Source organism: Jutongia sp. SJQ-6, assembly GCF_054161275.1.
Window position 1 is genome coordinate 510,418 of the sequence record NZ_CP195314.1, and the last position, 12,078, is coordinate 522,495.

Genomic DNA, 12,078 nt, shown 5'->3' on the forward strand with positions numbered 1-12,078 from the left:
TTCTCAAAAATATCACTTGTTTTTGTCAAAATAGCCCAATACGCTAACGGAATCCCTGCCGGCATAAACTGTAACTGCACCTTGTTCGGTAGTGGATAATATATGTGCAGATATGCTGTTTAGACGAGATAATAATTCCCGATGCGGATGGCCGTAACGATTATTTTTACCACAGGAAATGATCGCATATTGCGGTTGCACTTGCGCTAGAAATTTAGCACTGGTTGAATTTTTGGAACCATGATGTGCTACTTTTAGAATGTTAAATCTGGTGCCGGAACGCTTTAACTGTTCTAAGACATATCGCTCTCCGTCACCTTCCAGATCACCACATAATAGCATCTTTGTTGAATAATACGTAACTTCTAAAGTCGTAGAATATGCATTTGCAGAAGAAGCATCAAAAAAAGGTTTTGGATGCAGACAAGCAACAGATAATGCGCCTTTTTGCAGATGATCGCCGGCACATATTGTTTGAATCGGAATATCTGCCTGCTTGGCAGCAGTGATCATCTGGCGATATCCTTCTTCACTCTGCATTTCTTGCGATGGCAATGGTAAAAGAAGTTTGCGGATTTGGATATCCTGGCGGTCTGCAACATACTTCATTAATTCCAGCTGACCGGATATATGGTCTTTGTCAGCATGAGTCATGATCATATAATCTATGCTGTGAATTCCTTGTGATTTGAGATATGGAATCAAACAATACTCTCCTATATTGTTTTTGCTGGTGCTTCCACCATCAATTAAAAATGTAGTGCCATCGGTGTGCTGCAGTAAAATACCATCCCCCTGCCCTACATCCAGAAAAACAGCCTTAAAGTATTTTCGTGGAATGGGAAAAAGCAGAAGGATAACTGCAGCAGTCCAGATCAGCAAAGGATAAGGCTTGATAATCGTGCGTTTATTGATCCATAGTAGAGATAAGGCAAGAATAATGTAATATATCACGATGCGAGATATTTGTGGTTGCCCGAGAATCAGTGAATGAATTGGTAATCGTTGGAACAGCCTGCACAAATATTCATAAAACGACAGAATGCAGTAGGTGGTGCCGAACAAAAAATGCGACATAAACGGCAGCCACAGACCTAGTATACATGCAACGCCGCCGATCAGCACCAGATAAGAAACCAGTGGCAGCACTAAGAGGTTCAGAAATATCCCGTAGACCGGAATCTCATAAAAAAAGAACAGTACGATTGGCAGTGTAGTTAGTTGAATGGCGGCACTGGCCAATAACGATTGTGCTGTTTTTTCCAGGAGAAGAGAGAGTTTACATTGGCATTTATCCAATAGCGTACCTTGCTGTTTTTCTCGTATCCAACGCCTCTTTTTGCGGAGTTTGGCGCGGCGCTTTTCGGAATCACCTACTATGATCATCTGCAGAGCGGGTAAAATAGCAGCAATGCCGAGCACAGCGAAATAAGATAATAAGAAACTGCAAGAATAGACAGCATAAGGATTTTGCAGTGTAATGATGCAGGCACTGATTGCCAGTGATGAAAGTAAATCGTAACTTCGATGCAGCAGATCTGCTGCGAATAACAAGAGCATCATGATAACGGCACGACTGGTTGAAATGCTAAAACCCGTCATTAGTCCATACGATATTAAAAATGATATGGTTGCAAGAATACTGATGCGTCTCGGCAGCCGGCAGATAAGCAGCAGGCGAAAAATACCGAAACAAAAGATCGTGACATGAAGTCCGCTGATCGCTAACAGATGACCAATGCCGTTTTGCTGATATAGCTGTTTGATGTCTGAGGGAAGTTCTGTTTTTTGACCCAATAAAACAGCTTTCATTATACCGGCTTGTTTATCAGGGAGACCGGATTCTATCGAAGTTGATAATCGAAGTCTGATTTCGTCCAATTTTGTAAACAATATGTTAGAATGGCCGGACACCACTTCGATCTGGTCAGCGTATAATTGATAATAGAAGTTTAGTTCCCGATAATATTGTTTTTGATCAAATTCGCCAGGATTGGATGCCGCGGCAAAATTTTTCAGAGTTCCAAAACACTCTATTGTATTACCGGGAAGAAGCGATGAAGATTGATCTGAATAAACGATCATATTGGAAAAATTATATACTTTCTGTCCGGAAATATGGACAGATACTTTTTTGAGATATAAACGATTGGATGAATCGGTGGGCTCTGTACGATAATAAATCCCTTTTACGTAAGCATTTATCTTATCATTATTTTTAGCCAGTAATGCCTCATACGGATAATTCTTCTGCCATTGTTCCTGCATGTGCGTGGCATGAAACCAGACCAACAGAAACATACAGATCGTACAGATCCAAACACAGGGTCTGCGAATATAAATCACCTCTTTAGAATCACTGGACAAGATCAAGATTTCTAGTAAATACATCTCCAAATGGCATAGAATCGTTATAGAATAATTCCTGTTTGCCGTTAATACTAAATTGCACTTTTGTAATATCCGGCAGTTCGATCAATGTATTAACGACAGAATAAATAGCCACTTCTGCTGTAATCCCGTCCGGTTTATTTAAAAACTGCTCTGAAAAATCAACATAACAGGTATGCTCTTTCATGGTAACTTTGTTAAGGATCGTATCTTTAGGAATTGTTGCCTGAATATCCTTGGAAGAAACACCGTCGATCGTAGATGGTCCCTTTAGAAGCTGTTCAATGACAAGCTGCTCTAACGGAATTGTCGCATCATATGTAATCTCAACCGGTACTTCAACAAGCTTATCTCCTTTTCGAGATGCAAAATACATATTTACAGTTGCGGTCTGACGATATGTTGAACCACTGTCTGTATTATCAATAAAGCTGCCGGCAGTCATATAGCCGATGGAATTCATATTCGAATCGGTCAACGGTTGTCCTGCAACATAAAATTGCACAGCACGAACATCTTTAGACTGGCAGAGAGTTTTAACGATCGCAGCACGGCGCAGAATCTCATTAACTCCGGAATAATTGCCATAGGCGGCATCCAAGTAAAGTGTCAGGTCACCGTTGTTATCAATAACGAAGTCATCAACAGATACATTGTCCGGAATGGCTTTTTTCATAGATACATCGGAAGGTTCTTTTTGAAGGTTATGCAGTAATTCCTTGATAAGAGTTTCGCCTTTCTTATTCTTAGGAGCATATTTCTCGTAAGTCACTTTCGTTTCAGCAGCGTTTATGCAATAAATATAGTATCCGGTATAATCCTTATGGGGGCGTGCGTGTACGAAAAGAAATGCCCAGACCAATATAGCGATCACAAGCAGAACGACCCATGGGACAAAATGATATTTATGTGTTGTAACAATGGTCTTTTCTTCCACGACCTCACCTCCAATTTTTTGTCATATGATCAGACAACATAAGTCAATGGGATACGCACCGTAAAGGTAGAACCCTCTTTTTCTTTACTGTGCAGCTTGATCGAGCCGCGGTGCAGCAACACAGTACTTCGTGTTAAGGATAAACCAAGTCCGGTTCCACCGGTATCACGGGATCTGGCCTTATCAACACGATAAAAACGATCAAAAATTTTATCTTGCACATCTTCCGGAATACCGACACCGGAATCTTCTATTTTGACATAGAAAAATTTATGATCGGCATTGAGGGTAACGCGCACCCAGCCATCGTCATAATTATACTTGATCGCATTTTCAATCAAATTATTCAATGCGATCGACAGTTTTACCTCGTCAACATCTGCCATTATCGGTCGAAAACTCTCATAGATCAATTCGATGTTACGTTCCGCAGCAATCGGTCGTAAGCGCTTTAGCAACTGTTCGATCAAATCGTTGATACTAATATTGACAATATTCATGTCTGCAGTATTTTTATCAAGTTTTACCATTGTGAGAAGATCGTTGATGATATTTGTCATACGTTCGATCTCATGCGTGATATCCACCAAAAATTCACGATATAATTCTTCCGGCATACCTTCTTGAGAAAGCAGGGAATCTGACAATACCTTCATAGATGCTAATGGTGTCTTTAATTCGTGAGACACATTAGAAGCAAAGCTTTGTTTTGCTTCATCCTGCTGCCTGATAACATCGATCATGCGGTTAAAAGATTCTGAAATTCGTTCAACCTCGGAGTAAGTATGCACATCTAACTTAGTGTCCATATCTCCTGCGGCAATGTCATCAATAGATTCTGTAACACGCTGTAATGGTCTGGTGATCAAAACCGAGTAACCAAACGCAAGAAACATGATAACGATTGCGATTGTTAATATCAAAATAATGCTGCGTCGGTTGATCACATTTGCAGTTGTACGAAAATTCTTGGTGGAAAAAGTCAAAATGATCGCACCGGTCGTCTGTTCAGTAGACGCGTTTACGATCGGCATCGTAAGCTGTACGTAGTCACCGAGATCATTTACGTAACGTTTTTCATGATCAACAAAGCAACGAACTACTTCTGAGGAGATCATAGTTTTGCCGACTTCCAGATTAAACGTATCTGTTACGACAGACAGATCCTGATTGATGATCAAAACACGCCCCTGATAGATGGTTGCAATAGATTCCGCCTCCTGTTCAACTTCAGGTGCCTCCTGTCCGGTAAGATATTCAGAACTGTTAACAAGGTTACTGAGGACGGTTCCATAAGATTGAATCTCATCCGTTCGTTGAGAGATCAGTCTTTTCTCGTAAGAATTAATTAGAATATTCGAAAAAAAGATGACCGGTATCAAACCAATCACCACCAGTACGGCAAACAATTGCACCCGCATACTGCGGATCTGCACTAGTAATTCTTTTCCTCGCTCAAGCAAAATGATTCCTCCAAACGGCTGTCAGGCCACAAAATAGTAATACATACGGCTGGATATGCCTATCGTTGGAAATAATAGCCAACACCCCATTTGGTATGGATATATTTTGGTGCACTTGGGGTTGTTTCAATTTTTTCTCGAAGTCTTCGAATATGTACATCGACGGTTCTGACATCACCCGGATAATCATATCCCCAAACGGTATTGAGAAGTTCTTCACGACTATATACTTTATTAGGGTGAAGCATTAAAAGTTCCAACAGGTCGAATTCCTTTGCCGTCAGATTCACTTCTTTGTCATCAATGTAACCTCTACGGCTGTCCAGATCAATGCGAAGTGATTCAAATGAAAGTACCTTTTCAGGCTCTTTAGCTATTTTGGAACTGCTTCGGCGAATAATAGCACGGATCCTTGCCTTTACTTCCAAAATGTTAAAAGGCTTCGTAATATAGTCATCCGCACCATACTCCAGCCCCAGGATCTTATCCATATCTTCACCTTTAGCAGTCAGCATTATGATAGGAACATCCGAAGATTCACGAATCTGCTGGCACACTTCAAAACCTGTAAGTTTTGGCAGCATCACATCTAATAATATGACATCATATTGATTGGAGGATGCAAGTGAAAGAGCTTCCTCACCATCATAAGCACAATCAACTTCCATGCCGTCCTGTTCCAAGCTAAAACGAATTCCCTTAACAATTAACTTTTCATCATCTACAACCAATACTTTCTTTGCCATATTTCCCTCACTTTCGACGTTAAACATAAACGTCTCTCTTTATTTCAAATAGTTATTTTGTTTTTGATCTTGTCGAAGACACCATTTTTGATCCCGGATATATTCATAATATCCTCGATCTTTTGGAAACTGCCATGCTCCGTGCGATAGGCAACGATAGCGTTTGCCTTGGATTCCCCAATTCCAGGCAACGATAACAATTGCTCTTTCGTAGCTTTGTTGAGACTGATCTTGTCCGACGAAGTGGCAGATGCAGTCTGTGCATCGGATTCTGCGCATGGCTGATCCTTTGCTGTCTTTGATCGGCGCGGAATCTCTATCTGCTCTCCATCCTGAACGAAACGAGCCTGATTGACGGCATTTGTGTCTGCTTTTTTGGTTAATCCTCCTGCAGATGCAATAACATCGCAGATGCGGACAGACTCACTAAAACGATATACGCCAGGGTGCTTTACGGCACCACAAATGAAAACGGCAATCTCAGACGAATCCGTATTCACAGGCTTAGATGTATCACCAGCCGGAGCGCTGCTTTCTGATACGGATGCCTGAAAATTTGATTCTTTCGTAACCGGATCTTGCCCTTTCGTATACCAAAAGCCTGCGCCAAATAGTATGGCACCACAAATAATCCAAATGATCCATTTTTGTTGTTTCATAACATTACCTCCTGCGAATTAGCGGGCAGGAATGTCTGATAAATATCGAAAATACGCAAATTATACATATTTACGGATAGAATGTATGTCTTTCGAACCTTACTCTATTCTAACGAATCTTTTTCATAATTACAAGTATAAGAATCTACAAAAATTCTTACATATTTCTTACTATTTTTGACAGACAACGAGCAGATGCGTCTGTCAAAGGTATGGTTGTTTATTGTAGGACATCTGCTCATTTTCCAAACAGTTCATCCCACTTAAAAAGCATGATACCGCCGATCATTACGGCAATGCCAAACAGTCTTGTCCATGCAAATCCTGCTTTTGTGGTGCCAAATAGGCCAAACAATGAGATAATATATGATACGATCAATTGTGCAGAGACAATAAACATCGTAGCCTTCGCAGGTCCCAGCTGATTGATCGCAACAATGACGGTATATGTGATAAATGCACCAATGACACCGCCAAGAAGCATATACCATGGTTTTACCTGTACAATGCCCGAGATGGAACCTTCTTTACCAGTCACAAACCAGGCTGCCACACATATGACGAAAGCAGTGATCTGAACAAAACCTGCAGCTACCCATACACCGGCCTGTTTGGTCACTTCTGCATTAAAAACCCCCTGTATACTCATTAACATACCGGATAATAGACCGATCAACATTCCTAACATAGAAATTCTCCTTTCTTCTACCAAAGCAACGAGAGCCGGACGAAATTCTGTCCGACTCTTCGTGAGAGTTCTATATTAAGTTGTTTCCCAATTTGCGGTGCTCTATTCGGATAAAACGTCATCTAATACGTTGATCATTTTATCAATATGCTCTTTTTCGACAATAAGTGGCGGCACAAAACGTATAATATTTGTACCTGCACTGATCAGAACAACGCCTGCTTGCAAGGCTTTTGCAACCACGTCTCCAGCCGGGATCGTAAGTTCCATCCCCTGCATCAGACCAAGACCACGCACCTCTTTGACTTTATCCGGATGTGCTTCTGCCAAGGTTTCTAACTTTTCTGTCAAATATGGTGCGATCTCATTAACATGATCCAAAATGTGCAATTTATCATATTGATGAAATACTTCGCAAATGGCAGCAGTTGCCAGCGGATTACCGCCATAAGTAGTACCGTGATCCCCCGGTACCATCGCAACGGCATATTTTTCTGTGGCAGCAAAGGCTCCAACCGGAACACCACAACCTAATGCTTTGGCTGTAGTCAAAATATCCGGTGTCACACCATAATGCTGATAGGTGTACATTTTGCCGGTACGACCCATACCACACTGGATCTCATCAAAGATCAATGCGATATCTTTTTCATCGCAGAGTGTACGTAGGCCTTTGATAAACTCTGGTGTTGCAGGATGGATTCCTCCCTCACCCTGCAAGGTCTCTAACAGGATTGCACAGGTCTCATCGGTTACCAGTGCCTTAACGCTTTCCAGATCATTGTAAGTTGCAAAAGAAACGCCACCGATCAACGGCTCAAATGCTTCTCTATAATGTTTGGTTCCGGTTACAGACAAAGCACCCATCGTGCGGCCGTGAAAAGAATGATCCATCGCGATCACTTCACCTTTGCTCTGTGGATTTTTATTAAAAGCATACTTTCTCGCCAGCTTAATTGCGCCCTCGATCGCCTCTGCTCCACTGTTTGTAAAAAATACCCTGTCCATACCAGAAACATTGCATATTAGTTCTGCTGCTTTGATCGCAGGTTTTGTGTAATAAAGATTGGAAATATGGATCAGATCATCGATCTGGTCTTTTAATGCCTGTTTAAATTCTTCGTTACTGTATCCTAGTGCTGATACAGCAATACCGGCACCCATATCCAGGTATTTTTTCCCTTGGTCGTCATACAAATACATACCTTCACCTTTGGTGAATACAACACTTCTATTGTAAGTATGAATAAAATGTTTGTCTGCTTCCTGTATTGTCATCGTTCTCATCCTCATTTCTATCAAATTAATATTATGTGCCGGCTTTCTTAAATCTCATTACTGTATCGTCCACTGTCATCACCAATGATCGCCGTACCGATACCTCGTTTTGTAAAGAATTCCAAGAGTAGGCAGTGATCTCGTCTTCCATCCAAAATATGTACTCTGCCAACACCGGAATTTACAGCATGAATACAGTTGTTGACCTTTGGCAGCATACCGCCGCTGATAATGCCGGCTTCTATTAATTTGTTGGCTTCGATCAGATTCAGAACAGACACCAAAGTTGTTGGATCATTTGGATTCATGCAGACACCTTCAACATCCGTCAAAAATGCCAGCTTTTCTGCTCGAATACCACCTGCGATCGCACATGCTGCATCATCAGCATTGATATTATACGTATTGCCCTCGTCATCCATTCCGATAGGTGCAATGATCGGAATATAATCATTTTCCAAAAGTGTATCGATCACTTCGGTGTTAACATGATCAATATCCCCGACAAAACCGATATCTTTTCCATTTGGCATTTTCTTTTGAACATGAAGCATACCGCCATCTTTTCCACAAAGCCCGATCGCTTTGACACCCAAATGTTCAACCATGGATACCAGATTTTTGTTAACGCGGTTAAGAACCATCTCAGCAATTTCCATCGTGTCTTTATCCGTCACGCGAAAACCTTCTTCAAAGCGTGTTTCTTTACCGACTTTACTGATCCATTTGCTAATCTCCTTGCCCCCGCCGTGTACAATGATCGGCTGCATACCGACCAATTTTAACAAGGCGACATCTTTGATCACACTCTCTTCCAGATTGTGATCTAACATAGCACTTCCGCCGTATTTAACAACGACTTTTTTTGAGTTGAAGTCTCGAATATACGGTAGTGCTTCGATCAATGTTTCTGCCTTGACGGTAATGTTATCTAAATATCTTTGCTGCTCTTCGTTACTCATAGTTTTTTCTATCCTCGCTTTTATGTACTTTGTTTTTTACTTAATAAGATTAAAAAGTCAAAAGGTCTGAATTTCCCAGACGGGCTATTTTTTTAATCTTATTATGGGAACATCGGGACAATCTTCAGCCCGGTATTCTCCGGCAGACCAAACATTAAGTTCATATTTTGAATTGCCTGACCAGCTGCCCCCTTGACAACATTATCAATAGCACCCATCATAATGATCCTTCCGGTTCTCTCATCAATCTTGAAGTTGACATCTACAAAATTGCTGCCTTCTACCCAACGGGTCTCTGGATAGACATCTTTATTTAATACGCGAACAAAATATTCATCCTCGTAATACTTATCATATACAGCTTTTACATCCTCATAGGAAAGTTTTTTGCGCAAAGTCGCATAAGAGGTTGCTAAGATTCCTCGATTCATCGGCACCAGATGTGGGGTAAAGTTAATAAGAACTTCTTCTCCGGAGGCATAGGACAACTGGTCCTCGATCTCCGGTGTGTGACGGTGAGAAGCAACACCATATGGTTTAATACTCTCATTTACTTCACAGTAAAGATTCGCAACCTTAGCACCTCTGCCGGCTCCTGAGGTACCGGATTTAGCATCAATGATCACAGTATTCATATCGATCAGGCCCTCTTTTGCCATTGGATAGATGGATAATGTGGAACAGGTTGGGAAACAACCCGGATTAGCGATCAGGCGCGCATTTTTTATATCCTCACGATTGACTTCACATAAGCCATAAACAGCCTCTTTAATAAACTGTGGACTCTGATGTTTGATGCCATACCATTTTTCATATTTAGCAACATCTTTAATACGGAAGTCTGCACTCAGATCAATGATCTTTGTTTTTGATAATATCTCTTCATTTACCAGAGAACCGCATAATCCTTGTGGTGTTGCGGTAAAGATCACATCTGCCTGTTTCGCTAATTCATCCATATTTTCGCCCATGCATTTGGCGTCAACAAGATTCACCATATTCCCAAACACACTGCTGTATTTTTCATCTACATAGGAGCGTGAACCATACCATACAATCTCTGCATCCGGATGCTGCAACAAAATTCTGACCAATTCCTGTCCGGCGTATCCGGTGGAACCAATAATGCCTACTCGAATCATAAAATCCCTCGTTTCTGCTAAAATGTATATTTATTCATGACAATGGACGTGATGTATCTACAACTTTTAGGTAAAAACGTCCATCAGCTCAATATTATACGTCATTTGCTTTTTGATTGCAATAGATATTTATACATTACGTGAATTTAAAAAAAGATTGATCAGAATACGATTTCTACTTAATAAAACATTCAAAATGAGATCATTTCATAAAAAATAGCATTGCATAAATATGCAGAATGTTGTATATTTATAAACAGTCATAACAGTGGTACAAAATTACAGTAAAAAAGGGAAAAAGGATTTGCAATCAACTGTAATTGTGTTTATACTGTTATCTGTATGGCAGATCATGCCATCGCAAAAGAATAATATGCCGTAGTCACGGCGGAATGGAGGAAAAAACATGAAGGAAAAAGTGATTCTTGCCTATTCAGGCGGACTTGACACCACAGCAATCATCCCTTGGTTGAAGGAAAACTATGATTACGAAGTAATCTGTGTCTGCATTGACGTCGGACAGGAAAGCGAGTTGGATGGTTTGGAGGAGCGTGCAAAATCTTGTGGTGCATCCAAATTATATATTGAGGATGTTATCGATGAGTTTTGTGATGACTATGTCGTTCCTTGTGTTCAGGCAAATGCTATTTATGAGAACAAATATTTATTAGGTACTTCAATGGCTCGTCCATTGATCGCTAAGAGATTGGTAGAGATTGCTCGTAAAGAGGGCGCATCTGCGATCTGCCATGGTGCTACCGGTAAAGGTAACGATCAGGTTCGTTTTGAGCTTGGTATTAAGGCACTCGCCCCTGATCTTCGTATTATCGCTGCTTGGAGAGATCCAAACTGGACAATGGATTCCAGAGAGTCTGAGATCCAGTATTGCCGCGATCATGGAATTGATCTTCCATTCTCAGCAGACAACAGCTACAGCCGTGACCGTAACTTATGGCACATCAGCCACGAAGGCTTAGAATTAGAGGATCCTGCAAATGCACCTAATTATGATCATTTGCTTGTACTTGGCACTACTCCTGAGAAGGCTCCGGATGAAGGCGAAATCGTTACTATGACATTCGAGAAGGGTGTTCCGAAGTCTGTCAATGGCAAGGAAATGAAAGTATCTGACATCATCCGCACCTTAAATAAATTGGGCGGCAAGCATGGTATCGGTATCATTGATATTGTAGAAAATCGTGTTGTCGGAATGAAGTCTCGTGGTGTATATGAGACACCGGGTGGAACAATTCTTATGGAAGCACATCAGCAGCTTGAGGAATTGATCTTAGATCGTGATACATATACAGCTAAGAAAGATATGGGCAACAAGTTTGCAGATATTGTTTACGAAGGCAAATGGTTTACGCCACTTCGTGAGGCTGAGCAGGCATTCATTGAGTCCACACAGAAATATGTAACAGGTGAAGTGAAGTTCAAACTGTACAAAGGTAATATTATCAAACAGGGAACCACTTCTCCATACTCCATTTATGATGAAGACATTGCATCTTTCACAACCGGTGAGCTTTACAACCATAAAGATGCAGAGGGATTCATCAATCTGTTCGGACTGTCTTCTAAGGTTCGTGCTATGAAGCTTGGTTCTTTCGTAGAATTAAACGACAAATAATTTGTCCTTGTTTTTAACAGTCAACAAAATATAAAACAGCTATTATCCGAATTTGTGATAATAGCTGTTTTCTTTTATTTAATAGGAAATTGCTGTTATGTAGTGTGATGCTACCAAGAATTGCTTTAGCAATTCTTGCAAAGCAAAGCGCTGGCTTTGCTTTTTTTATCATAATATTG

10 protein-coding genes are annotated in these 12,078 nt (G+C 40.8%); 1 reads left to right on the top strand and 9 read right to left on the bottom strand.

Annotation, left to right across the window (positions count from 1 at the left end):
• Positions 1–12: 12 nt before the first annotated feature.
• From ACSAJE_RS02320 to argC, 9 genes are all read right to left on the bottom strand, one after another.
• Entirely contained in the window at positions 13–2,391 is a 2,379-nt protein-coding gene (locus ACSAJE_RS02320; RefSeq protein ID WP_458009568.1) for a DNA internalization-related competence protein ComEC/Rec2, read from the bottom strand.
• Positions 2,357–3,328, bottom strand: a complete 972-nt coding sequence (locus tag ACSAJE_RS02325; RefSeq protein WP_458009569.1) for a GerMN domain-containing protein — start codon at positions 3,326–3,328, stop codon at positions 2,357–2,359. The genes ACSAJE_RS02320 and ACSAJE_RS02325 overlap by 35 nt, the downstream gene beginning before the upstream one ends.
• 29 nt (positions 3,329–3,357) lie before the next feature.
• Entirely contained in the window at positions 3,358–4,791 is a 1,434-nt protein-coding gene (locus tag ACSAJE_RS02330) for an ATP-binding protein (RefSeq protein ID WP_458009570.1), read from the bottom strand.
• Positions 4,792–4,850: 59 nt separating this feature from the next.
• Positions 4,851–5,537, bottom strand: a complete 687-nt coding sequence (locus ACSAJE_RS02335) for a response regulator transcription factor (protein ID WP_458009571.1) — start codon at positions 5,535–5,537, stop codon at positions 4,851–4,853.
• Positions 5,538–5,581: 44 nt separating this feature from the next.
• Positions 5,582–6,196 carry a helix-hairpin-helix domain-containing protein gene (locus tag ACSAJE_RS02340; protein ID WP_458009572.1) on the bottom strand — a complete coding sequence of 205 codons (615 nt, stop codon included), beginning with the start codon at positions 6,194–6,196 and terminating at the stop codon, positions 5,582–5,584.
• A 238-nt stretch (positions 6,197–6,434) separates the two neighbouring features.
• Entirely contained in the window at positions 6,435–6,884 is a 450-nt protein-coding gene (locus ACSAJE_RS02345; protein WP_118690205.1) for a DMT family transporter, read from the bottom strand.
• A 102-nt stretch (positions 6,885–6,986) separates the two neighbouring features.
• Positions 6,987–8,171, bottom strand: coding sequence for an acetylornithine/succinylornithine family transaminase (locus ACSAJE_RS02350; RefSeq protein WP_458009573.1), 1,185 nt, complete (start codon positions 8,169–8,171; stop codon positions 6,987–6,989).
• A 38-nt stretch (positions 8,172–8,209) separates the two neighbouring features.
• Entirely contained in the window at positions 8,210–9,124 is a 915-nt protein-coding gene (argB, locus tag ACSAJE_RS02355; RefSeq protein WP_022025373.1) for an acetylglutamate kinase, read from the bottom strand.
• Positions 9,125–9,225: 101 nt separating this feature from the next.
• Positions 9,226–10,266 carry an N-acetyl-gamma-glutamyl-phosphate reductase gene (gene argC, locus ACSAJE_RS02360; RefSeq protein ID WP_022025372.1) on the bottom strand — a complete coding sequence of 347 codons (1,041 nt, stop codon included), beginning with the start codon at positions 10,264–10,266 and terminating at the stop codon, positions 9,226–9,228.
• Positions 10,267–10,672: 406 nt separating this feature from the next.
• On the opposite strand from argC, the gene ACSAJE_RS02365 reads away from it, so the two are divergent.
• The gene (locus tag ACSAJE_RS02365; RefSeq protein WP_458009574.1) at positions 10,673–11,899 is read left to right on the top strand and encodes an argininosuccinate synthase; all 1,227 of its coding nucleotides are present in this window, start codon (positions 10,673–10,675) and stop codon (positions 11,897–11,899) included.
• Positions 11,900–12,078 lie beyond the last annotated feature (179 nt).

Bases quoted from the DNA above. Each gene is read 5' to 3' on its own strand.
- ACSAJE_RS02320 (WP_458009568.1), bottom strand. From the start codon at position 2,391: ATGTATTTACTAGAAATCTTGATCTTGTCCAGTGATTCTAAAGAGGTG.
- ACSAJE_RS02335 (WP_458009571.1), bottom strand. From the start codon at position 5,537: ATGGCAAAGAAAGTATTGGTTGTAGATGATGAAAAGTTAATTGTTAAG.
- ACSAJE_RS02340 (WP_458009572.1), bottom strand. From the start codon at position 6,196: ATGAAACAACAAAAATGGATCATTTGGATTATTTGTGGTGCCATACTA.
- ACSAJE_RS02345 (WP_118690205.1), bottom strand. From the start codon at position 6,884: ATGTTAGGAATGTTGATCGGTCTATTATCCGGTATGTTAATGAGTATA.
- ACSAJE_RS02350 (WP_458009573.1), bottom strand. From the start codon at position 8,171: ATGAGAACGATGACAATACAGGAAGCAGACAAACATTTTATTCATACT.
- argB (WP_022025373.1), bottom strand. From the start codon at position 9,124: ATGAGTAACGAAGAGCAGCAAAGATATTTAGATAACATTACCGTCAAG.
- argC (WP_022025372.1), bottom strand. From the start codon at position 10,266: ATGATTCGAGTAGGCATTATTGGTTCCACCGGATACGCCGGACAGGAA.
- ACSAJE_RS02365 (WP_458009574.1), top strand. From the start codon at position 10,673: ATGAAGGAAAAAGTGATTCTTGCCTATTCAGGCGGACTTGACACCACA.